Annotated in this window: 23 protein-coding genes; 15 read left to right on the top strand and 8 right to left on the bottom strand. The window is 73.8% G+C overall.

Features of this window, described 5'->3' with window-relative positions:
- The first annotated feature begins 42 nt into the window (after positions 1–42).
- Genes cobO through cobA form a run of 10 tightly spaced genes read left to right on the top strand, consistent with a single transcriptional unit; the run spans position 43 to position 10,239 of the window.
- Complete coding sequence (cobO, locus tag AB0B98_RS16960) at positions 43–654, top strand: cob(I)yrinic acid a,c-diamide adenosyltransferase (protein ID WP_238670664.1); 612 nt, start codon at positions 43–45, stop codon at positions 652–654.
- Positions 651–2,012, top strand: a complete 1,362-nt coding sequence (locus AB0B98_RS16955) for a cobyrinate a,c-diamide synthase (protein ID WP_357363586.1) — start codon at positions 651–653, stop codon at positions 2,010–2,012. The genes cobO and AB0B98_RS16955 overlap by 4 nt, the downstream gene beginning before the upstream one ends.
- A complete protein-coding gene (cobI, locus tag AB0B98_RS16950; protein WP_357363584.1) occupies positions 2,009–2,788 on the top strand; it encodes a precorrin-2 C(20)-methyltransferase in 780 nt (259 codons plus the stop codon). Before AB0B98_RS16955 ends, cobI begins: the two co-directional genes overlap by 4 nt.
- Positions 2,785–3,630, top strand: coding sequence for a precorrin-4 C(11)-methyltransferase (gene cobM, locus AB0B98_RS16945; protein WP_357363582.1), 846 nt, complete (start codon positions 2,785–2,787; stop codon positions 3,628–3,630). Before cobI ends, cobM begins: the two co-directional genes overlap by 4 nt.
- Positions 3,627–4,778 (top strand): cobalt-precorrin-5B (C(1))-methyltransferase, encoded by a 1,152-nt coding sequence (locus AB0B98_RS16940; RefSeq protein ID WP_357282756.1) that lies wholly within the window; start codon positions 3,627–3,629, stop codon positions 4,776–4,778. Before cobM ends, AB0B98_RS16940 begins: the two co-directional genes overlap by 4 nt.
- Positions 4,775–6,097, top strand: a complete 1,323-nt coding sequence (gene cbiE / locus AB0B98_RS16935) for a precorrin-6y C5,15-methyltransferase (decarboxylating) subunit CbiE (protein WP_357363580.1) — start codon at positions 4,775–4,777, stop codon at positions 6,095–6,097. Before AB0B98_RS16940 ends, cbiE begins: the two co-directional genes overlap by 4 nt.
- Positions 6,094–7,821, top strand: coding sequence for a precorrin-3B C(17)-methyltransferase (gene cobJ, locus AB0B98_RS16930; protein ID WP_357363578.1), 1,728 nt, complete (start codon positions 6,094–6,096; stop codon positions 7,819–7,821). The genes cbiE and cobJ overlap by 4 nt, the downstream gene beginning before the upstream one ends.
- The gene (locus AB0B98_RS16925; protein ID WP_238670670.1) at positions 7,809–8,006 is read left to right on the top strand and encodes a 4Fe-4S binding protein; all 198 of its coding nucleotides are present in this window, start codon (positions 7,809–7,811) and stop codon (positions 8,004–8,006) included. Before cobJ ends, AB0B98_RS16925 begins: the two co-directional genes overlap by 13 nt.
- Positions 8,003–8,599: a precorrin-8X methylmutase gene (locus tag AB0B98_RS16920; protein WP_357363576.1), complete on the top strand. Its 597-nt coding sequence runs from the start codon at positions 8,003–8,005 to the stop codon at positions 8,597–8,599. Before AB0B98_RS16925 ends, AB0B98_RS16920 begins: the two co-directional genes overlap by 4 nt.
- Positions 8,596–10,239, top strand: a complete 1,644-nt coding sequence (gene cobA / locus AB0B98_RS16915; protein ID WP_357363574.1) for a uroporphyrinogen-III C-methyltransferase — start codon at positions 8,596–8,598, stop codon at positions 10,237–10,239. The genes AB0B98_RS16920 and cobA overlap by 4 nt, the downstream gene beginning before the upstream one ends.
- Before the next feature lie 3 nt (positions 10,240–10,242).
- Here cobA and AB0B98_RS16910 read toward each other — a convergent pair whose 3' ends face one another.
- The 7 genes from AB0B98_RS16910 to AB0B98_RS16880 all read right to left on the bottom strand — a co-directional run bounded on the left by AB0B98_RS16910 (position 10,243) and on the right by AB0B98_RS16880 (position 16,700).
- Positions 10,243–12,399 (bottom strand): FtsX-like permease family protein, encoded by a 2,157-nt coding sequence (locus AB0B98_RS16910; protein WP_357363572.1) that lies wholly within the window; start codon positions 12,397–12,399, stop codon positions 10,243–10,245.
- Complete coding sequence (locus tag AB0B98_RS16905) at positions 12,396–13,076, bottom strand: ABC transporter ATP-binding protein (protein WP_357363570.1); 681 nt, start codon at positions 13,074–13,076, stop codon at positions 12,396–12,398. The genes AB0B98_RS16910 and AB0B98_RS16905 overlap by 4 nt, the downstream gene beginning before the upstream one ends.
- The gene (locus tag AB0B98_RS16900) at positions 13,073–13,597 is read right to left on the bottom strand and encodes a PadR family transcriptional regulator (protein WP_030327552.1); all 525 of its coding nucleotides are present in this window, start codon (positions 13,595–13,597) and stop codon (positions 13,073–13,075) included. The genes AB0B98_RS16905 and AB0B98_RS16900 overlap by 4 nt, the downstream gene beginning before the upstream one ends.
- 116 nt (positions 13,598–13,713) lie before the next feature.
- A complete protein-coding gene (gene crcB, locus AB0B98_RS16895; RefSeq protein ID WP_357363568.1) occupies positions 13,714–14,076 on the bottom strand; it encodes a fluoride efflux transporter CrcB in 363 nt (120 codons plus the stop codon).
- The gene (locus AB0B98_RS16890; RefSeq protein ID WP_357363566.1) at positions 14,073–14,546 is read right to left on the bottom strand and encodes a CrcB family protein; all 474 of its coding nucleotides are present in this window, start codon (positions 14,544–14,546) and stop codon (positions 14,073–14,075) included. The genes crcB and AB0B98_RS16890 overlap by 4 nt, the downstream gene beginning before the upstream one ends.
- Positions 14,547–14,578: 32 nt before the next feature.
- On the bottom strand, positions 14,579–15,337 hold the full coding sequence (locus AB0B98_RS16885) for a class I SAM-dependent methyltransferase (RefSeq protein ID WP_357363564.1): 759 nt from the start codon (positions 15,335–15,337) through the stop codon (positions 14,579–14,581).
- Positions 15,338–15,479: 142 nt separating this feature from the next.
- The gene (locus tag AB0B98_RS16880; RefSeq protein WP_357363562.1) at positions 15,480–16,700 is read right to left on the bottom strand and encodes an MFS transporter; all 1,221 of its coding nucleotides are present in this window, start codon (positions 16,698–16,700) and stop codon (positions 15,480–15,482) included.
- Between the two features lie 135 nt (positions 16,701–16,835).
- Between AB0B98_RS16880 and AB0B98_RS16875 the strand changes: the two genes are divergently transcribed.
- The 4 genes from AB0B98_RS16875 (at position 16,836) to AB0B98_RS16860 (ending at position 20,424) form a co-directional block, all read left to right on the top strand.
- Positions 16,836–17,285 (top strand): MarR family transcriptional regulator, encoded by a 450-nt coding sequence (locus AB0B98_RS16875; protein WP_238670680.1) that lies wholly within the window; start codon positions 16,836–16,838, stop codon positions 17,283–17,285.
- A 78-nt stretch (positions 17,286–17,363) separates the two neighbouring features.
- Positions 17,364–18,686: a phenylacetate--CoA ligase PaaK gene (gene paaK, locus AB0B98_RS16870; protein ID WP_357363559.1), complete on the top strand. Its 1,323-nt coding sequence runs from the start codon at positions 17,364–17,366 to the stop codon at positions 18,684–18,686.
- Positions 18,687–18,696: 10 nt separating this feature from the next.
- The gene (locus AB0B98_RS16865; protein WP_357363557.1) at positions 18,697–19,803 is read left to right on the top strand and encodes a nucleotide disphospho-sugar-binding domain-containing protein; all 1,107 of its coding nucleotides are present in this window, start codon (positions 18,697–18,699) and stop codon (positions 19,801–19,803) included.
- Positions 19,804–19,857: 54 nt separating this feature from the next.
- On the top strand, positions 19,858–20,424 hold the full coding sequence (locus AB0B98_RS16860; protein WP_357363556.1) for a dienelactone hydrolase family protein: 567 nt from the start codon (positions 19,858–19,860) through the stop codon (positions 20,422–20,424).
- 168 nt (positions 20,425–20,592) lie between these two features.
- On the opposite strand, the gene AB0B98_RS16855 is transcribed toward AB0B98_RS16860, so the two are convergent.
- Positions 20,593–21,522, bottom strand: coding sequence for an NADP-dependent oxidoreductase (locus tag AB0B98_RS16855; protein WP_357363554.1), 930 nt, complete (start codon positions 21,520–21,522; stop codon positions 20,593–20,595).
- A 50-nt stretch (positions 21,523–21,572) separates the two neighbouring features.
- Between AB0B98_RS16855 and AB0B98_RS16850 the strand changes: the two genes are divergently transcribed.
- The gene (locus AB0B98_RS16850; protein WP_357363552.1) at positions 21,573–22,214 is read left to right on the top strand and encodes a helix-turn-helix domain-containing protein; all 642 of its coding nucleotides are present in this window, start codon (positions 21,573–21,575) and stop codon (positions 22,212–22,214) included.
- Positions 22,215–22,380 lie beyond the last annotated feature (166 nt).

The following is a 22,380-nucleotide window of genomic DNA, read 5'->3' as shown; positions in this document are numbered from 1 at the left end:
AGAGTCGGGCGCGGGAGTGCCCGCGGGACGGGGGACGGGCTGATGCCGCAAGGACAGCCGAGTTCGGTGCCTGTTGACGGGTTGACGACCCGGCAGCGGCGGCACCGGCCACTGTTGATCGTCCACACCGGACAGATGAAGGGGAAGTCGACGGCGGCCTTCGGGCTGGCGTTGCGGGCCTGGACCGCCGGGCTGCCGGTCGGGGTGTTCCAGTTCGTCAAGAGCGCCAAGTGGCGGGTGGGGGAGGAGAACGCCTTCCGGGCGCTCGGCGAGGTGCACGAGCGCACCGGCCAGGGCGCGCCGGTGGCCTGGCACAAGATGGGCGAGGGTTGGTCCTGGATCCAGCGCGGCAGCGACGCCGACCACGCCGCCGACGCCCTGGAAGGGTGGCGGCAGATCCAGCGTGACCTGGCCGCCGAGCGCTACGGGCTGTACGTGCTGGACGAGTTCACCTACCCGATGAAGTGGGGCTGGGTGGACGTCGACGAGGTGGTCGCCACCCTGGCCGACCGCCCCGGCTTCCAACACGTCGTGATCACCGGTCGGGACGCCGACCCGCGCCTGGTCGCCGCCGCCGACCTGGTCGCCGAGCTGACCAAGGTCAAGCACCCGATGGACGCCGGCCAGAAGGGCCAGAAGGGCATCGAGTGGTGACCGCCCCCACCGAACCGTTGTCGCTGCCCCGGCTGGTGGTCGCCGCCCCGGCCAGCGGCCACGGCAAGACCACTGTGGCCACCGGGCTGCTCGCCGCGCTGCGCCGACGAGGCCTGACGGTCAGCCCGCACAAGGTCGGGCCGGACTACATCGACCCCGGCTACCACGCCCTCGCCGCCGGACGACCCGGGCGCAACCTCGACCCGTTCCTGGTCGGGGCCGACCGGATCGCGCCCCTGCTGCGACACGGCGCGAGCGTCCCCACGCCCGCCGACATCGCAGTGGTCGAGGGCGTCATGGGCCTGCACGACGGTGCCGTGGGCCGCCGCGACTACGCCTCCACCGCACACGTCGCCCGGCTGATCGAGGCGCCCGTGCTGCTGGTGCTGGACACCACGGCGCAGGGCCGCTCGGCCGCCGCGCTCACCCTCGGCATGGCCGCGTTCGACACTGCGGTACGGATCGGCGGGGTGATCCTCAACCGGGTCGGCTCACCCCGGCACGAGTCGCTGCTGCGCGACGCCCTCGCCGAGGTGGACGTACCGGTGCTCGGGGCGGTGACCCGCGCCGCCGAGGTGGCCGCGCCGGCCCGGCACCTCGGACTGGTGCCGGTCGCCGAGCGGGCACCCGAATCAGTGGCGATCGTCACCGCGCTCGCCGAACTGGTCGAGGCCACAGTGGACCTCGACGCCGTGCTCGACCTGGCCCGGACCGCCCCGCCGCTGACCATCCCGGCGTGGGACCCGGTCGCCGCCGTCGGTGGTCCGGCCGGCGTCGAGCGGCCACGGATCGCCCTCGCCGGTGGTCCGGCCTTCACCTTCTCGTACGCGGAGACCGCCGAACTGCTCACCGCGGCCGGCGCGGAGGTCGTCACCGTCGACCCGCTGCGTGACCCGGCGCTGCCCACCGGCACCCGGGCGGTGGTGATCGGCGGCGGCTTCCCCGAGGCGTACGCCCGGACGCTGGCCGACAACACCGCGCTCCGCGCCGAGCTGGCCGACTTCGACGGCCCGATGGTGGCCGAGTGCGCCGGGCTGCTCTACCTCGGACGGTCCCTGGACGGCGTACCGATGTGCGGTCGACTGGACCTGACCGCCCGGATGACCGACCGGCTCACCCTCGGCTACCGGGAGGCGGTGGCCGTCACCGACTCCCCGGTGGCGCGCGCTGGCGAGCCGGTACGCGGTCACGAGTTCCACCGCACCACCACCGACCCGGGGCACGGCGACGCGCCGGCGTGGCGCTGGAACGACACCGAGCACGGCTTCGTCGCCGGTCGGGTGCACGCGTCCTACCTGCACACCCACTGGGCGGGCCACCCGGACGCGGCCCGCCGGCTGGTCGAGGCGTGCCGATGAGCGCCGACGTCACGCTCACCGGGGTCGGCGTCGGCCCCGGCGACCCGGAACTGCTCACCGTCAAGGCGGTGCGGCTGCTGCGCGAGGCCGACCTGGTCTTCGTACCCGTGATGGCCGACCGGGTCGCGCCCCTCGCGACCGCCGGTCCGACGCCGCCCGGTGCGGACGCCGGGCGGGCCGAGGCGACAGTGCGCTCCCACGTTGCGGCGGACCGGCTGCGCCGGCTGCCGTTCGCGCTTGACGACCGGGGCGGGGTCACCGCGCGCCGGACGGCGGCCTGGGACGACGCCGCCCGGGTGGTGGTCGAGGCGATCGACGCGGGCGCACTGTCCCTCGCGTTCGCCACCATCGGCGACCCCAACGTCTACTCCACCTTCGGTTACCTGGCCCAGAGCGTCCGCGCACTGCGCCCGGCGGTGCGGGTGGCGACAGTGCCCGGCGTCACCGCCATGCAGGAGCTGGCGGCCCGCAGCGGCACCCCGCTCTGTGAGGGACGCGAACCGCTCACCCTGCTGCCGGCCACCGCGGGCCTGGCGCTCTTCGCCGACGCCCTCGCCGGGCCGGGCACCGTCGTCGCCTACAAGGGCTGGCGGCGGCACCCGGAACTGCTCGCCGAGCTGCGCCGGCAGGGCCGCCTCGCCGACGCCGTGCTCGGACGCAGCCTGGGGCTGCCCGGTGAACACGTCGGACCGGTCGACGACACCGAGCACGACCTGCCGTACCTGTCGACGCTGCTGGTTCCGGCCCGCCGCGAGCACCGAGGAGGAAAGCTGTGACCAGCGACGGCACTGTGTGGTTCGTCGGAGCCGGCCCGGGGGCGGCGGACCTGCTGACCCTGCGGGCCGCCCGGGTCATCGCCGAGGCGGACATCGTGATCTGGGCGGCCAGCCTGGTGCACGCCGACGTGCTCGACCACGCCCGCCCCGGCGCGGAGATCGTCGACTCGTCGCAGCTGCCCATCGAGGGGGTGCTGCCGCTCTACCAGCGCGCCGCCGAACACGGGCTGACAGTGGCCCGGATCCACTCCGGCGACCCGGCGCTGTGGGGCGCGGTACAGGAGCAGCTGGACGTGTGCCGGGCGCTCGGCCTGGCCGTCGAGATCGTGCCCGGGGTGTCCTCGTTCACCGCCGTCGCGGCGATCGTCGGACGGGAGCTGACAGTGCCCGAGGTGGCCCAGTCGGTCATCCTCACCCGCCTCGAAGGCGGCAAGACCCCGATGCCGCCCGGCGAGCGGGTCCGCGACTTCGCCCGGCACGGCACCACCATGGCGCTGTTCCTCTCCGCCGCCCGCTCCGGGCAGGTGCAGGCCGAACTGCTGGCCGGCGGCTACCCGGAGGACACCCCGGCCGTGGTGGCCTACCAGGCGACCTGGCCCGACGAACTCGTGGTGCGCTGCACGGTCGGCACCCTGGAGGCGACTGTCAAGCAGCACAAGCTGTGGAAGCACACCCTCTTCCTGGTCGGGCCGGCCCTCGCCGCCGAGGGCACCCGCTCGCACCTCTACCACCCGGGGCACTTCCACACCTTCCGGCGGGCCGAGCCGGCCGCCCGCGCCGAGCTGCGCCGCCAGGCCGGCGCCCGCACCGGGGGGACAGCCACACCGGGGCAGACACCATGACGTACGCCGAGCCGCCGCTGCGCGAGCCGGACCTGCCGCGTACCGCGAAGGTCCGGCCCACAGCACTGCGCACCGGCTGGACCACCGGCGCGTGCGCGACGGCGGCGGCCAAGGCCGCCCTCACCGCGCTGGTCACCGGCACCAGCCAGCAGGAGGTGGAGATCGGGCTGCCCGCCGGACGCCGGGTGCGCTTCCCGGTGGAGCGCTGCGAGGTGACCGGCACCCCACCGGTCCGGGCCGAGGCGGTGGTGGTCAAGGACGCCGGGGACGACCCCGACGTCACCCACGGCGCCGAGCTGACCGCCACAGTGAACTGGACCGACGTGCCCGGCCTGCGGCTGGCCGGTGGCGCCGGCGTCGGCACTGTCACCAAGCCCGGCCTCGGGCTGGCGGTCGGCGGTCCAGCGATCAACGACACCCCCCGCCGGATGATCGGCGAGGCGGTGGCCGAGGTGGTCGACCTCAGCGAGGTCGGAGTCCGGGTGGTGATCAGCGTGCCCCGGGGCGAGATCATGGCCCGCAAGACCACCAACCGTCGGCTCGGCATCCTCGGCGGCATCTCGATCCTCGGCACCACCGGGATCGTCCGCCCGTTCTCCACCGCGTCGTGGCGCGCCAGCGTCGTCCAGGCCGTGCACGTGATGGCCGCCCAGGGCGAACCGACGGTGGTGCTCTGCACCGGCGGGCGTACCGAGCGGGCCGCCCGCGCGCTCCTGCCCGACCTGCCCGAGGTCTGCTTCGTCGAGGTCGGCGACTTCACCGGGGCCGCGGTGACCGCCGCAGTGGGTGACGCCATGACCGGCGTGGTCTTCGTCGGCATGGCCGGCAAGCTCGCCAAACTCGCCGCCGGCATCCTGATGACCCACTACACCCGCTCGAAGGTGGACCTTTCCCTGCTCGGCGCGGTGACCGCCGAGGCCGGCGGCGACCCGTCGCTCGTCGCCGCCGTGACCGAGGCGAACACCGGGCGGCACGCGTACGAGCTGTGGGAGGCCGCCGGGCTGCTCGCCCCTGCCGGCGACCTGCTCTGCCAGCGGGTCCGCCAGGTGCTGCGGCGCTTCGCCGGACCGACTGTGACAGTGGACGTGGCGATGGTCGACTTCGCCGGAGCGCACGTCGTCGCCTCGTCCGGCCGGTGGCCCCGATGACGCTGATGACGCCGGAACCCCCGATGACCGCCGTGACAGTGGTCGGCCTGGACGCGGCGGGCGCACCGCCGCACCCCGCGCTCGCCCCGGCGCTGGCCACCGCCGGGCTGCTGGTCGGGGCCGCCCGGCACCTGGCCGTGGTGCCCGTACCGGTCGGGGCGGACACCGTCACCCTCGGGCCGCTCGCCCCCGCCCTGCGCCGCCTCGCCGAGGCCGTCGACGCCGGGGTGCCGGCAGTGGTGCTGGCCAGCGGCGACCCCGGCCTGTTCGGCATCGTCCGGCGGCTGCGCGCGGCCGGGCTGCCGCTGCGGGTGGTACCGGCGGTGTCCAGTGTGGCCGCCGCGTTCGCCCGCGCCGGGCTGCCCTGGGACGGTGCCGCAGTGGTCAGCGCCCACGGGCGCGACCCCCGAGCCGCAGTGAACGCCTGCCGGGCGCTGCCACTGGTCGCGGTGCTCACCGCGCCCGGCGCCGGTGCGGCCGAACTGGGCGCCGCCCTGATCGGCTGGTCCCGCCGCCTGCTGGTCGCCGAGCACCTGGGCACCGCCGCCGAACGGATCCGCGCGGTGAGCCCCGAGCAGGCCGCCGTCGAGACGTGGGCCGACCCGCACGTCCTGCTCAGCCTCGCCGACCCCGTGCCCACCGGGTTCGTGCCCGCCGACGCCGTGCCCGCCGACGCCGTGCCCGCCGATGCTGCGTCCGCCGACGCCGTTCCCAAGAGGGGCGCGGCCGGCGGGATGCGCGCCGACAACCAGCCCGCCGCCGCGCCGGCCGGTGGCTGGGCGCTGCCGGAGGACCGGTACGCCCACCGCGACTCCATGATCACGAAGTCGGAGGTGCGCGCCCTCGTCGTCGCCCGGCTGCGCCCCCGACTCGGCCGGCTGATCTGGGACATCGGGGCGGGCAGCGGCTCGGTCGGCATCGAGTGCGCGCTGCTCGGCGCGGCCGTGCTCGCCGTCGAGCAGGACCCCGTGGCCGGCGCGACAGTCCAGGCCAACGCCGCGGCGCACGCAGTGCACGTCCGGCTGGTCACCGGACGTGCCCCGGCGGCGCTGACCGACCTCCCCGAACCCGACGCGGTCTTCGTCGGCGGTGGCGGTGTCGACGTCCTCACCGCCGTGGTGGCCCGCCAACCCGAGCGGGTGGTGCTCACCCTCGCCGCACTGGACCGGGTCGCACCGGCAGTGGGTCTGCTGCGCGCCGCCGGCTACACGGTCGAGGGCAGCCAGCTCTCCGCCGCCCGCCTCGCCGACCTGCCCGGCGGGTCGATCCGCCTCGCGGCCACCAACCCGGTGGTCGTCCTCACCGGGGAGCGCCAGTGACCGACCAGAACCCACCCGCCCGGATCGGCCTGGTGGCGGCCACCGCCGCCGGCCGCCGGCACGCTGACACAGTGACCGCCGCCTGGCCCCACGCCCGGCTGGTCCAGGGGCAGAGCGTCGCCGACGCGCTGCGGACCGCCTGGGCCGAATGCGACGCGGTCATCGCGTTCCTGGCCACCGGGGCGGTGGTGCGGATCGTCGCGCCGCTGCTCGACGACAAGCGCACCGACCCTGCGGTGGTGGTCGTCGACGAGGCGGCCCGGCACGCAGTGGCACTGCTCGGCGGACACGCCGGCGGGGGCAACGCCCTCGCCGAGCAGGTCGCCGCCCTGCTGGACGCCCGGCCGGTGATCACCACCGCCACCGACGCTGTCGACCTGTCGGGGCTGGACACCCTCGGCTGGCCCGTCCAGGGCGCGGTAGCCGCCGTGTCCCGGGCCATCCTGGACGGCGAGCCGGTCCAGCTGATCGCCGACGCCGACTGGCCACTGCCCGCCCTACCCCCGAACGTGCGCGCCGCCGACGAGAACCCGACCGACGACGGGTACCGGCTGCTGGTCACCGACCGGGTCGTGTCACCCGACGAGCGAACCGCAGTGCTGCGGCCGCCGTCGCTGGTCGTCGGCGTTGGCGCGAGTCGGGGCGTACCCGCCGCCGAGGTGGCGGAGCTGCTGCACCGGGTGCTGGCCGAGGCCGGCCTCGACCCGGCGAGCCTGCGCTGCCTGGCCACCGCCGACATCAAAGCCGACGAGGCGGGCATCCGCAGCACCGTCGACGCGCTCGGCGTACCCCTGGTGACCTGGCCGGCGACGCGGCTGGCGGCGGTCGACGTGCCGCACCCCAGCGAGGTGGTCCGGGCCGCTGTCGGCACACCGAGCGTGGCGGAGGCCGCGGCCCTGCTCGGCCCGGACGGCCGGGCCGACGACGCGACGCTGCTGGTGGGCAAGACCGCGACGGCGATGGCCACCGTCGCGGTGGCCCGGCACGCCCCACGCGGCCGGCTGGCCGTCGTCGGCCTCGGGCCGGGCGCCGCCGACCTGCGCACCCCCCGCGCGGTGGCCGAGCTACGTCGCGCCGCCGTGGTGGTCGGCCTCGACCAGTACCTGGAGCAGGTCCGCGACGTGCTCCGCCCCGGCACCCGGGTGCTCTCCAGCGGGTTGGGCGCGGAGGAGGCGCGGGCCCGCGCCGCCGTCGCCGAGGCCGCCGCCGGCCGGGCGGTCGCGCTGATCGGCTCCGGCGACGCCGGGGTGTACGCGATGGCCAGCCCCGCCCTGGAGTACGCCGACGAGCGGATCGACGTTGTCGGCGTGCCCGGCGTCACCGCCGCCCTCGCCGCCGGGGCGCTGCTCGGCGCGCCGCTCGGCCACGACCACGCCTACGTGAGCCTGTCCGATCTGCACACCCCGTGGGACGTCATCGAGCGGCGGGTGACCGCCGCCGCCGAGGGCGACTTCGTGACGCTCTTCTACAACCCGCGCAGCCGGGCCCGCGACTGGCAGCTCGGCAAGGCGCTCGGCATCCTCGCCGCGCACCGGTCACCGGACACCCCGGTGGGCGTGGTGCGCAACGCCAGCCGCCCCGGCGAACGGGTGCACCTCGCCACAGTGGCCACACTCGACCCGGCCATCGTCGACATGTACAGCGTCGTGGTCGTCGGCAGCAGCGACACGCGGCTGGTCGCCGGCCGGATGGTCACACCCCGGGGGTACCGGTGGCGTTCGTGACGATAGACGCCTGCCAGGGCTGCGGCGCCTGCCTGCTCACCTGCCCCACCCACGCGATCCGACCGGTCGCCGGTGGCCTGACGGTCCGATCCGACCGGTGCACCGGCTGCCTGGAGTGCCTGGAGATCTGCCCGGTCGACGCTATCCGCGTCGTCGAGCCCGACCCCTGTGAAGGAGCCCGATGAGCCGGGTCGTGCACCCCATCGAGGCCGAGTCGTACCGCATCCTGCGCGAGCGCGTCGACCTGTCGCACCTGCCGCCGCTGACCCGCGCGGTGACCGAGCGGGTGGTGCACGCCAGCGCCGACCTCGCGTACGTCGACGACCTCGTGTGCGACGAGGCTGCCCTGGAATCGGGGCTGACGGCGCTGCGCGCCGGGGCGCCAGTGGTCACCGACGTGGCGATGGTCGCCGCCGGCATCACCCGCGCCGGCCTGGAGCTGGTCTGCCCGGTCGCTGAGCCGGCCGCCGCCGCGCTGGGCCGCTCGGCCGGGATCACGCGCTCGGCGGCGGCCGTGCGGATCGCCCTGGAGCGGGTCGGGCCCGCAGCGGTCTGGGTGGTCGGCTGCGCGCCCACCGCGCTTGTCGAACTGCTCGCCCTGGACGCGGCACCGGCGCTCGTGGTCGGTCTGCCGGTCGGCTTCGTGGGCGCCGCCGAGTCGAAGGCGGCGCTGCGGGCCAGTGGCCTGCCCGCCGTGTCCAACGTGGGGGAGAAGGGGGGCTCGGCGGTCGCCGCAGCCGCCCTCAACGCCCTGCTCTACGTCGAGGAGAAGTCATGACCGGGTTGGTCATCGTCGGGCACGGTACGCGCAGCGCGGCCGGGGTCGAACAGTTCGCCGCTCTCGTCGAGCGGGTCCGCGGTCGCGGTGACATCGGCGACGTCGAGGGCGGCTTCATCGAGCTGTCCCGCCCACCGCTGACGGACGCGGTCGGCGCTCTCGTCGCCCGGGGGCACCGGGCGCTGGTGGCGCTGCCGCTGGTGCTCACCGGCGCCGGTCACGGCAAGGGCGACATCCCCGCCGCGATGGCCCGGGAGCAGCAGCGCCATCCCGGGCTGAGCTACCGCTACGGCCGTCCGCTCGGCCCTCACCCGCTGCTGCACACCGCCCTCGAAGAGCGCGTCGACGCCGCGCTGGCCGGTGCCGACCGGGCCGATACGTGGGTGGCGTTGATCGGGCGGGGGTCCACCGACCCGGACGCAAACGCCGAGGTCGCCAAGGTCGCCCGGCTGCTCTGGGAGGGACGCGGCTACGCGGGCGTGGAACCGGGGTTCATCTCCCTGGCGCAGCCGTCGGTGCCGGCCGTGCTGGAGCGGCTGCGCCGCCTCGGCGCGCGGCGGATCGTGGTGGCGCCGTACTTCCTGTTCGCCGGGGTGCTACCGGACCGGATCGTCGCCCAGTCGGCGGAGTTCGCCGCCGCCCACCCCGACCTGGACGTCCGGGTCGCCGAGGTGATCGGTGACTGTGACGCCCTCGCCGACCTCGTCTCGGAGCGGTACGCCGAGGCGCTGGGCGGGGACATCCGGATGAACTGCGACACCTGCGCGTACCGGGTGCTGATGCCCGGCTTCGCGGACAAGGTGGGTCGTCCGCAACGCCCGCACGACCACCCCGACGACCCGGTCGGCCATCACCACCACCACGGGCACCACCACCACGACCACGCACATCACGGGCACGACCACGGCTCGGTCGCCGTGGTCGGTGGCGGGCCGGGGCCCGACGACCTGATCACGGTACGCGGCAAGGCGCTGCTCGACGCCGCGGACGTCGTGGTGGTCGACCGACTCGCCCCGCAAGGGCTGCTCGCCGGGCTGCGCCCCGACGTGCTGGTGATCGACGCCGCGAAGGTGCCCCGTGGCCCGTCGATGGCCCAGGAGGCGATCAACGAGGCCCTGGTGTCGCACGCCCGCGCCGGTCGTCGGGTGGTCCGGCTCAAGGGTGGTGACCCGTACGTCTTCGGGCGCGGCCACGAGGAGGTGCAGGCCTGCGCGGCGGCCGGGGTGCCGGTGACCGTGGTGCCCGGGGTGAGCAGCGCGCTCGCCGCACCGGCCCTCGCCGGCGTGCCGGTGACGCACCGGGGCGTGGCGCACGATGTCACAGTCGTGTCCGGGCATCTGCCGCCCGGGCACCCGGACTCGCTTGTCGACTGGGCGGCGCTGGCTCGCACCCGGGGCACCGTCGTGCTGTTGATGGCCGTCGACACCATCGCCAAGATCGCGGCTGTGCTGATCGAGCACGGTCGCGCTCCGGAGACGCCGGTGCTGGCCGTGCAGGACGCCGGGCTGCCCGATCAGCGGTCCCTGCCCGCGAGGCTGGACGAGATCGGCGCCGTCGCCGCTCGGGAGGGCGTCGGCCCGCCCGCCGTCTTCGTCCTCGGCCCGGTGGTCGCTCTCAGCACCACCGGGCCGACGAGATGACGACTACTCGCTGCGGGCGGTCTCCGGCCCGGTGATGCGTTCCAGCAGCGGCAGGGTGGAGGCGATGACGCCGAGGCAGGCTGCCAACCCGACGACGACGATCACGTAGTAGCCCGGCTGCGGCGCGACGAGGGTGTAGTCCATCTGTGCCCGCAGGAACAGGTGGGCGGCGAGCAGGCCCATGCCGATGGCGACGGCGGCGACGGCGAGCATCGGTACGGCGCTCTCCAACGCCACCACCCGACGCAGCACCCGCACCGGCGCTCCGCTGAGCCGCAGCAGGCTGAACGGGCGTCGACGTTCGGTGAGGCCGCCGATGACGCTGACCGCGAGGCTGCACCCGCCGAGCGCGAGGCTGGCGATGATGATGACGTTGGCCAGTTGCTCCCAGCCGCGCAGCGTGTCGGCGAAGTCCGACTCGAAGTCGCCGGGCACGTTCGGCCCCACCCAGAAGGTCGGGAAGGCGACCTCCAGCACGGTGCGGACGCGCTCGACGGCGGCTTCGGAGCCGTCGGTGCCGACGACCATCGACCCGACCGGTAGCCGCTGGAGTTCGTCGAGGGTGAACGACGCGGCGGGCCAGACCGTCGCGGGCGACGCCGACTCCCGCCAGCGGCTGAGGCCGATCGGCACCTCGATGACGCTCGCGCCGTCGGCGCACCGGCCGTACGCGCTCGGAAGGTCGGTGCACGCGATCAACCCGCCCTCGCCGCCGTTCATGATGTCCGGGTCTTCCCGGATGGCGGTCGCGGACCGTACGCCGCTGATCGCCCGCAGCTCGGCGAAGAGCGGGTCGGGCACCGACGGCACCTTCTCGTCGAAGACGGTGGTCACCGTGCCGGCGTCGGTCGAGCCGACCGGGGCCGGACCACGAATTTCGACGATCGTGGTGATCACACCGACTGACACGCTCGTGACGAAGAGCGCGAGCATGATCCCGCTGATCGCCCGGAAGCCTGCCTTCGGGTTGTCGGCGAGCCGCCGCGCGGCGATGAGCGTGGCGGGGCGGCTGGCATACCGGGCCATCACCCGGGCGCCGACCATCGTCAACCAGGGGCCGGCGACGATCAGGCCGACCATGATGAGCAGCAGCCCGGGCAGGAACACCGCCGCCTGGCCGTCGGACGTCTCGGGGCGGAAGCCGATGGCGAAGAACAGCACGGCGACCCCGAGCACCATCGGGATCAGCCGGTACGCGCGCGGCGCCCGGGGGGTGACCCGCCGGGTGACGCCCAGCGGCGAGATCCGGACCCGGCGCAGCGAGACCTGGGCGGCCAGCGCCGCGCCGGCCGGGACGCCGAGCGCCACCAGCAGGATGTTCAGCACGCCCAGGGACATGTCACTGGGGAAGAACGGCATGCCGGTGAACGGGATGCCCGCTAGCGGGTCGCGGAAGGCGTAGAACAGGCCGAAGCCGACGGCGGTGCCGGCAACGGCCGCGGCGGCTGCCTCCACCGCGGCGACCATCGAGATCTGCCGGGGGGTCGCGCCGACCAGGCGCATCGCGGCGAAGCGTTGCTCCCGGCGGGCGGCGCTGAGCCGGGTGGCGGTGCCGATGAAGATCAGTACCGGGAACAGCAGCCCGCCGGCGATCACGCCCAGGATGAGGTTCACCGCGGTCTCGGGAAGCGCTGGTTTGTCACCGACGTCGCTGACCTGCCTGGCGTTGGGCAGCTTGCCGACGCTGTCCGGGGTGCCGCCGACGATGGCGAGCAGGGTGTTCGGTGAGGTCAGCCCGGCGGGGGCGACGGTGCCGACGTCACGGCCCGGGTAACGGTCGCTCAACTGGTCGGCCGGGTGTGCGGCCAGCAGTTCCCGCAGCGCGGGCGAGGCGTAGAACTCCCCGGGGCCGGGAGTGGTAGGGACGCCGGCCGGGGTGGGAGCGTTCGAGCCGGTGGCGGCCACGTCGATCCGGATGATCTGTTCACCCTGGAAGTAGTCGTTTCGGGTCGACCACCACAGCGGGTCGGCGTCGCCGCCGGTCGAGGCGCTGGGATACACCGAGGCGTACCGGGTGAGCTGGGCGTCGACGGCGTTGACCCCGGCGAGTGTGGTCAGCAGCAGACCGCTGCCGATCGCGACGGCGGCGGCGATGACGATCAGGCGGGTGAGCGCCTCACGGCCGCCGGCCACGGCGAGGCGGAGCCCGAAGCGGATCATGAGGCGATCCGGTCCGGCGCGTTCACGCGCCCGTCGCGGACCATGACCTCGCGGTCGGCGTACGCGGCGATCCTCGGCTCGTGGGTGACCAGGATGACAGTGGTGCCCTGCTCGCGGGCGGCGCCGACCAGCAGATCCATCACCTGCTCGCCGGTCAGCGAGTCGAGCGCGCCGGTCGGCTCGTCGGCGAAGAGCACCTGCGGCTCGGCGACCAGGCCCCGGGCCAGGGCGACGCGCTGCGCCTGCCCACCGGACAGCTCACCCGATCGGCGCTGCTGCATGCCGTCGAGGCCGAGGCGCTCGAACCACGTGTACGCCCTGCGTAGCGCCTCGGTCCGGCGTACGCCGCTGAGCAGCATCGGAAGGGCGACGTTCTCGGCCGCCGTCAGCTCGGGGACGAGCTGGCCGAACTGGAACACGAACCCGAACCGGTCCCGGCGCAGGCTGCTGCGCTCGGTCTCGGCCATGGCGTGCACCTTGGCCCCGTCGAAGAGGATCTCGCCGGAGTGCGGCACCAGGATGCCGGCCAGGCAGTGCAGCAAAGTGGACTTGCCTGAGCCGCTGGGGCCCATGACGGCGACGATCTCGCCCGCGTCCACGGCGAGGCTGGCGCCGCGCAGGGCGGGGGTCTGGCCGAAGGAGAACTCCACGTCACGCGCTTCGATCACGACGCTCATCGCCGCACCTCTTTCCGCAGGGCGTCCAGTCGGGCGCCGGTCATCTCGATCCACCGGAGGTCCGCCTCCAGGTGGTAGAGGCCGTGGTCGGCGAGCAGCGCGTCGACAAGGCTGCCGGCGCGCTTGATCTCGGTCAGCTCACGCATCCGGTGCAGGTGGGCGCTGCGCTGGGTGTCGAGGTATTCGGCGGCCGGGCGGTCCAGCATCAGCGCGAGCACGACCTTGGCGAAGAGCACCGTCTGCAGGTGCGGTTCCGGGTCGACCGGTTGGGTCAGCCACTGCTCGACCTCGGTCGCGCCGACGTCGGTGATGATGTAGCGCTTGCGGTCGGGGCCGGAGCCGGGGGCGACGTCGCTGATCACCACCTTGCCGTCGCGGGCCAGTCGGCTGAGGGTGGAGTAGACCTGGCCGAAGGGCAGTGGCTTGCCCCGGCCGAAGAAGGCGTCGTAGTCACGCTTCAGGTCGTAGCCGTGGCTGGGCTCGCGTTCGAGGAGTCCGAGAAGGGTCAGTGGCACGCTCATGCCAGCAGACTACACCGAGGGTATACCTCGCGTATATACCCTCGGTGTGTTCGTGGGGAACGCCTGGTCCAGGCGTTGCTGGGGATGGAGTCGGGCGCGGCGCGGCTGGTGTGCGGTCAGCCGGTCAGGGCGCGGGCCACCGCGTAGCCGACGGTGGCCGCGGCGAGCCCGGCGGCAACGCTGCCGAGCGCATTGGCCAGCGCAAGCAGCCGATGACCACCAGTGGTCAGCCGCAGCGTCTCGTAGCTGAAGGTGGAGTAGGTGGTCAGCGCGCCGCAGAACCCGGTACCGAGCAATGCGCTGACCGCCGGACCGGCCGGCCACCCGACCAGGAAGCCGAGCAGCAGCGACCCGGCCACGTTGACCAGCAGCGTCCCCCACGGGAACGCCGAGCCGTGCCGTGACTGCACGGCCCGGTCGGTGAGGTAGCGCAACGGCGCGCCGACGGCCGCGCCCAGTGCGATGAGCAGCACGGTCATCGGGTCACCCGACCCAGCAGGCCGGCGGTGACGGCGTCACCCACAGCGACAGCGACGAGCGCACCGAGCACCGTCGCGGCGAGATACGCCAGGGCGGTGCCCGGTGCGCCGACGACGATCGCCTGCTGGACGTCGACCGCGTACGTGGAGAAGGTGGTGAACCCGCCGAGCACCCCGACCCCGAGGAACGGGCGGGCCAGCGGGTGCCCGCCGCCGAGGTGCCCGAGAACCGCCATCAGCACGCCGATCAGCAGGCAGCCGGACGTGTTGACGATGAAGGTGGCCCAACCGAAGCCGCTCGGTGGGTGCGGAACGGCGTGTTGCAGGCCGGCCCGGGCCAGCGCGCCGAGCACCCCGCCGGCCGCGATCGCGGCGAGGATCGTCGCGGGACGAGCGGTCAGCTCGCGGCGGTCGGCGGGGACGCGCAGGTCGACGTCGGGGTCGGTACGCGGCTCGAACGGCTCTGGCACGGCTCCTCAGCGTAGTGCCGGCGAGGGTGGCGTCAGCGCACCGCCGCGACGGCGGCGTCCGGGCCGCCTCGCCAGACCGTGCCGACCTCGCTGAAGCCGGCCGCGGTGAGCGCGGCCAGGTGCCAGGAGACCGGCGGGGTCCAATCGGGGCTGTGTCCGGTCGGGTAGATGGCGTGTCGCTGGGCGACCAGCGGGGCGAGCGCCGGGTCGGCGCCGGCCCGCTCCCACCAGTCCGACCAGGACAGCATCGAGCCGGCGGCGTACCGGGCGTTGCGCCGGTCCCGTGCCCGGTCCATCAGCCGCTTGGTCAGCTCCGGCACTGTGTCGTCGGGCATGTGATCGGCGTTGACGAAGACCCCGCCCGGTCGCAGCACGTCACGCAGCTCGGCGTAGAGCTGCCCGAGCCGGTCGGCCGGCAGCCAGTGCAGGGCGGTGGCGGTGAGCACGGCGTCGTACTCCTGGTGGGGGAGCGTGGAGCGCCACTCGGGGGTGCCGAGGTCGGCCGTGATGATGGTGGCCCGGTCGGCCAGCGAGGCGGCGGCGATGGCGAGCAGTGCCGGGTCGAGGTCGACCAGTGTCGTCTCGGCGGCGGGGAAGCGAGCGAGGGTCCGCAGCGAGATGGTGCCGGTGCCGCCGGCCAGGTCGAGCACGCGCGGCGGCCGGCCGTCGAGGACAGCATCGACGGTGTCGAGCATGGCGGTGAACCGGTGTTCCCGGTCCGGGAGGTAGGCCTCCTGTTGGCGGTCCCAGCTCTCCTGCCAGGCCCAAGGATCCACAATGTAAGGACTCATAGAGGTCAGGCTAGTTACGGCACGTCAAGGTTGTCCAGACCTTGTTGCACATCTTTTGCAATTGCGAGATGATGGCAGGGCGATGATCAGGGCGACGCCGGGTCGGGCACCCGCCCGGCCCGGCGTCCTCCTTTCGGCGACGTCAGACCGGGGCGTCCACAAGGCTCGCGTCGGCCCGGGCCGGCTCGTCGCGGCGGGCCAGCCGCAGCGCGCCGAGGAGCACACCCAGACCGATGAGGGTGAGTGCGGCCCCGGCCCAGATAGGCGAGGTGTAGCCGAGTCCGGCGGCGATGGTCACCCCGCCGATCCACGCGCCCAACGCGTTGCCGAGGTTGAACGCGGCGATGTTCGCCCCGGACGCCAGGGTCGGCGCCTGGTGGGCGTACCGCATGATCCGCATTTGCAGCGGCGGCACCGTGGCGAAGCCGAACCCACCCATCAGCACCAGCGCGACGATGGTCAGCACCGGATTCGTGGCGGTCAGCGCGAAGCCGACGAGCACCACGGTGAGCACCGCCAGGACGGTGACCAGCGTGCGCGACAGTGACCTGTCCGCCGCCCGGCCGCCGAGCAGGTTGCCCGCGAAGAGGCCCACGCCGAAGAGGACGAGCAGCCACGGCACGGTGCTGGTGGCGAAGCCGCTGACCTCGGTCAGCGTGTAGGCGATGTAGGTGAATGCGCCGAACATCCCACCGAAGCCCAGGACGGTGATCACCAGGGACAGCCAGACCTGCGGGTGGGTGAAGGCGCGCAACTCGCCGCGCAGCCCGCCGGCCGGGCGGTCGGCGGTGGCGGTGGTGCCCGCCGGGATCAGCAGGGCCAGCCCGATCAGGGCGACCACCCCGATGGCGGTGATCGCCCAGAACGTCGACCGCCAGCCGAAGTGCTGCCCGAGGAAGGTGCCGAACGGCACGCCGAGCACGTTGGCGATGGTCAGGCCGGCGAACATCATGGCGATGGCGCCCGCCCGTCGGGCCGGTGCGACCAGGCCGGCGGCGACCACGGCGCCGATGCCGAAGAACGCGCCGTGGCAGAGCGCGGCGACGATCCGACCGGCCATCATCACTGCGTAGTCGCCGGCGACGGCGGAGAGCAGGTTGCCGATGATGAAGAGCACCATCAGGCCGAGCAGCACCGGTTTGCGCGGCAGGCGGGTGACGGCCGCGGTGAGGGCGACCCCGCCGACCGCCACGCTGAGGGCGTAGCCGGAGATCAACCAGCCGGCCACCGGCTCGGTGACCGCGAAGTCGGCCGCCACCTCGGGCAGCAGCCCCATGATCACGAACTCGGTGAGCCCGATGCCGAAGGCGCCGATGGCCAGCGCGATCAGGCCGGGCGGCAGGGACTTGGGGCGTACGGACATGGTCTTCCCATCGGGAGGGGGCATTTATGCGGCGCTTGCAACTACACGCGCCAGCAACGAAATACTTGCACGCGCTTTATATCGGCGCAAGCGTGGTAGCCTGGGGTCCGTTCAGATCACACCGAGGAGGCCGCCATGGGCATCGCCGACGACGCGGTCGAGATCCGCGCCCAGGGTTGGCGCACCCTCGCCGCCCTGCACGGGCTGATCGAGACGTCCCTGGAGCGGGCCCTGCAGGCCGGCCACGGCCTCTCCGTCGTGGAATACACGGTGCTCGACGCGCTGTCCCGCCAGGACGGCTGGCACATGCGGATGAGCCAGCTCGCCCGCGCCGCCGCGCTCTCCGGCAGCGCCACCACCCGGCTGGTCACCCGCCTGGAGCAGCGAGGGCTGCTCACCCGCATCCTCTGCGCCGACGACCGGCGCGGCATCTACACCGAGCTGACCCCGGCCGGCTCCGAGCTGCTCGCCCAGACCCGACCGACCCACGACCGGGTGCTCACCGACGCGCTCGCCCAGGCGGAGGCCACCCCCGAGCTGGCCCCGCTCGTCGACGCCCTGCACCGGCTGCCGGTCACCGGCTGACCGCCCCACCGGCCCCGGCGACAGCGGGCGTACGGTACCCGCAGCCCCACCGGGACCGCCGCGCCAAGGAGGCAGCCGATGCAGGACCGCACCCCTCGTCCCGAGGAGCTGGAGCCGATCGAGCGCGCCGGCATCGACGAGCTGCGCGCCCTGCAACGCGACCGACTGCGCTGGTCGTTGCGGCACGCGTACGACAACGTGCCGCACTACCGGCGGGCGTTCGACGCTGCCGGCATGCACCCGGACGACTGCCGGGATCTCGACGACCTGGCCCGCTTCCCGTTCACCGGCAAGGCGGAGCTGCGGGAGAACTACCCGTTCGGCATGTTCGCCGTACCCCGGGAGCGGGTCGCCCGCCTGCACGCCTCCTCCGGGACCACCGGCCGGCCGACAGTGGTCGGCTACACCCGCGACGACCTGCGCACCTGGGCACGGCTGATGGCCCGATCGATCCGCGCCTCCGGCGGCCGCCCCGGCGACCGGGTGCACGTCGCGTACGGCTACGGGCTCTTCACCGGCGGCCTGGGCGCGCACTACGGAGCCGAGGAGCTGGGCTGCACTGTCATCCCGGTCTCCGGGGGCATGACCGAGCGTCAGGTCATGCTGATCCGCGACTTCGAACCCGAGGTCATCATGGTCACGCCCAGCTACCTGCTGGCCATCGTCGACGAGATGCGCCGCCAGGGCGTCGACCCGCGTGCCACCTCACTGCGGGTGGGCATCTTCGGCGCCGAGCCGTGGAGCGAGGACATGCGCCGCGAGATCGAGCAGCAGCTGGACATACACGCCGTCGACATCTACGGGCTCTCCGAGGTGATGGGCCCCGGCGTGGCGACCGAGTGCGTCGAGACCAAGGACGGCCTGCACCTCTGGGAGGACCACTTCTACCCGGAGATCATCGACCCGATCACCGGGGCGGTGCTGCCCGACGGCGAGCGGGGTGAGCTGGTGTTGACCTCCCTGACCAAGGAGGCGATGCCGGTCGTGCGCTACCGCACCCGCGACCTGACCCGGCTGCTGCCCGGCACCGCCCGACCGATGCGCCGGATCGAAAAGATCACCGGCCGCACCGACGACATGATGATCCTGCGTGGGGTGAACATCTTCCCCACCCAGATCGAGGAGTTGATCCTGCGCACCCCGCAGCTCTCGCCGCACTTCCAGTGCGTCCTCGATCGACACGGCCGGCTGGACACCCTCACGGTGCGGGTGGAACGGCGAGCCGACGTCGACGTGGACGCCGCCGAGCGGGCCGGCGATGCGCTCGTTCAGCTGGTGAAGAACACCATCGGCGTGAGCGTGGCGGTAGACGTCCTCGCCCCCGACGCCGTGGAACGGTCGATGGGCAAAATGCGCCGCATCGTCGACCAGCGGCCTGCCTCCGTGTCGTCGTCGACATAGGATCCAACCCATGCGCGTGCTGGTGGTCTCCGCCCCGCTCGTCGGGCACGTCTTCCCGCTGGTGCCGCTGGCGGTCGCCCTCCGCGACGCCGGCCACGACGTGCTGGTGGCCACCGGCGGCGGAGCTCTGGCCGCCGCCGAGGCGGGCCTGCCGGTGCACGACATCGCGCCGGGCTTCGACTTCCGCCGGATCGCGCTGCGGATCCTTCCCCGTCACCCGCTGATCGCGCGGGCGGAGATGGCCGGCACCGCCGGCACCCGGGGCGCCGGCCTGCTGTTCGGCGCGCTCAACGACCAGCTCGTCGACCCGGTGGTCGCGCTGGCCACCCGGTGGCGGCCGGATCTGGTGCTGCACGAGCCGTTCGCGGTCGCCGGTGCGGTGGCCGCCGCACGGCTCGACGTGCCGGCCGTACGCCAGGAGAACGCCCTCTTCGACGGCCGGGACCTGGTCCGGGCCACCGTCGCCCGACTCGGCGCGGCGCTGCGCCGGCACGGCCTCACCGAGCTGCCCGCGCCGGCCGCCGCCCTCGCCGTGGCCCCACCCAGCGTTGCCACGCAGGGCGGCTGGCCGATGCGCTACACGTCCTACGTCGGCGGCGGGGAACTGCCGGCCTGGTTGCGCGAGCCGGGTGAGCGCCAGCGGATCCTGGTCACCCGCAGCACCCTCACCGGCCCCGGCGATCGGGGGCCGATGCCCGCCGTGGTGGCCGCCGCGGCCGAGGTGGACGCCGAGATCGTGCTGGTCCGCCCCGACGAGCGGTCGGCCCGCTCGGTGCCCGGCAACGTACGGGTGGTCGGCTGGATTCCGCTCGACGAGGCGTTACCGGCGAGCGCGGCGCTGGTGCACCACGGTGGCGCGGGCAGCGCCCTCGGCGCTCTCGCCGCGGGCCGGCCCCAGCTGGCCACCACGGGTCCCGGGGACCGGCGGCACAACGCCGAGCTGGTGGCCCGTCGAGGCGCCGGCCTGGCGCTGCGTCCCCGGGACATCACCGCGCGGGCACTGACCCAGCTGCTCACCGACGAGCGCCTGCGGACCGCTGCCGCGCAGGTCAGCCGAGAGATCGCCGCGATGCCGCCACCGACGGACCTGGTCGCGCGGCTGGCGGCACTGGTCTGACGCCACCCCGCGTGGCCACCCCTGATGCACCGTCGACTGCGGCAGGATGACCGGATGCGACACGTCGTGCTGTTCCACTCCGTGTACGGGCTGCGGCCCGCCGTGCGCGCCGCCGCCGACCGGTTGCGCGCCGCCGGGCACCAGGTCAGCACCCCCGACCTGTACGGCGTCCCGGCCACCGGCACCGTCGAGGAGGGCTTCGCGCTACTCGACAAGATCGGCCAGGAGGTGGTGCTGGACCGGGCCCGCGACGCGCTGCGTGACCTGCCACCGGAGACGGTCCTCGGCGGCTTCTCGATGGGCGCCGGGGTGGCCGGGGCGCTGCTGGCCGAGCGCCCCGACGCCGCCGGTCTGCTCCTGCTGCACGGCACCGGCGGCGCCCCGGACGCGGTCCGACCCGGGTTGCCGGTGCAGCTGCACCTCGCCGACCCCGACCCCTACGACGCGCCGGACGAGGTCGACGAGTGGCAGCAGGCGCTGACCGCCGCCGGCGTTGACCTGACGGTCTTCCGCTATCCGGGCGTGGGCCACCTGTTCACCGACCCGGACGTGGCCGACTACTCCCCGGACGCGACCGCGACGGCCTGGCCGCGCGTGCTGGCCTTCCTGGCCGCCCGCTGAGCACCCGTCCCGCTGACCGTGCTTGCGTGGTGCCCGCCGACCACACCGGACGGTCACCAGGTCCCTTGGGACGTGCCATCGCCCTCCGTCACGTCACGGCCCACGCCGTCGTCGGTGACCGGGCGGGCTCTCCAGGCGAGGGCGGACCGCGGTGGCCGGGCGGGCGACCTACGGCTTCAGCACGATCTTGCCTCGCGCACGGCGGGACTCACTGAGCTCGTGGGCGGCGGCCGCCTCTTCCAGAGAGAACACTGCCGCGACCGGCACTGTGAAGCGACTCCGCTCGGCGAGTTCGCCGGCGGCGGCGATTCCTTCGAGTGCCGGTGTGTCGGCGCCGGGGCCAGAGCCGCGCGACAGGTGCAGGCCGTAGGCCTCGGCGTTGATGTCGGCGATGCTCACCACCCTGTCCGGGCCGGCGACCAGGCCGACCAGGTCTGGCAGGGAGCCAGAGCCGGCGCAGTCGAGTACGACATCCACCCCGCCGGGCAACAGGGTGTGGACCCGCTCGGCCAGCCTGGGGCCGTAGGTGGTCGGGATCGCCCCGAGCGAGGCGACGAGGTCATGGTTGCGGTCGCTGGCTGTGCCGATGACGGCCGCACCGCGGGCGACCGCGAGCTGGATCGCTGTCGTACCGACCCCGCCGGCCGCGCCCTCGATCAACAGCGTGGTGCCGTCCCTGACGCCCAACCGGTCGAGCACCCGGGTGGCCGTCTCGATGTTGCCGGCCGCGCCGCCGGCCTGCTCCCAGGTCAGGGCGGCCGGCTTCGGCGCCCACGCGGCCAGGACGGCGTACTCGGCGTTCGCTCCGCCCATCTGGGCGTAGTCCGTGATCCCGAAAACCTCATCGCCTACCCGCGCCGTGGTCACCCCGTCACCGATCTCGTTGACCACGCCGGCGGCGTCGACACCGGGCACGTGCGGCAGGCGGAGCGGAATCCATTCCTGGAATCGGCCGGCGCGCACGTAGGTGTCGGCCGGATTGACACCCGAGGCCCGAACCGCCACCCGTATCTGGCCGGCTCCGGCGTGCGGTTCCGGTGCCTCCGAGACCTCAAGGACACTCGCGGGACCGTACTTCGAAAATTGCAAAGCCCTCATGCCCACGGACGCTAACGCAGGCCGCTGTCCGCCTCGCTAAAGTGAGAGCCGTGACCGATCGTTTGCCTCACGCTCTTCGCTCCGACGCTCTGGACAACCGCGAGCGCATCCTCGAGGCCGCCCGCGCGGTCTTCGCCGTTGACGGCCTGGACGTGCCGATGCGGGTGGTCGCCCGGCGGGCCGGGGTTGCACCCGCCACCCTGTACCGCCGGTTTCCGACCAAGGAGATTCTGGTCACCGAGGCATTCACGGAACAGATGTACGCGTGTCGCGGCGTTGTCGACGAGGGCCTTGCCAATTCGGATCCATGGCGCGGTTTCTGTCTCGTGATCGAGAAAATGTGTGAACTGCACGCACGTGACCGAGGCTTTACCGCAGCTCTTATGTCGACCTTTCCCAAGGCAGTTGATTTCGAGGCGCGCCGTGAATACGCGCTCAGAGCGATCGACGAGCTGGCCCGCCGCGCGAAGGAAGCCGGTCGCCTGCGCCGCGACTTCGTCCTGGACGACGTCATCCTCGTGCTGATGGCCAACAGCGGTATCCACGCGAGCTCGCCGACTACTCAGCTCAACGCGTCCCGGCGCTTCGCGGCGCTCGCCATCTCGGCATTCCACGCCTCCCCGGATGTCTCGCCGCTCCCGCCGGTGGCGCGGTTGGCACCCCCGGCGTCGGTTCCAGACCCGGCCGGGTGAGCTGCTTCTCCCGGCGGCCCGGCTGGCCGGGATCCCGACCCGGACCGCCGCGTCGACCGCCGACCCAGCCACGTCGGGCGAGCCGCCGACTCAGCCGCGTCGGGCGAGCCGCCGACTCAGCCGCGTCGGGCGAGCCGCCGACTCAGCCGCGTCGGGCGAGCCGCCG

Origin of the sequence: Micromonospora sp. NPDC048947, from assembly GCF_040649495.1 — a bacterium.
In the GTDB taxonomy this organism is placed as follows: Bacteria; Actinomycetota; Actinomycetes; order Mycobacteriales; family Micromonosporaceae; genus Micromonospora; species Micromonospora alfalfae.
This window is presented reverse-complemented; position numbering and strand designations above follow the sequence as displayed.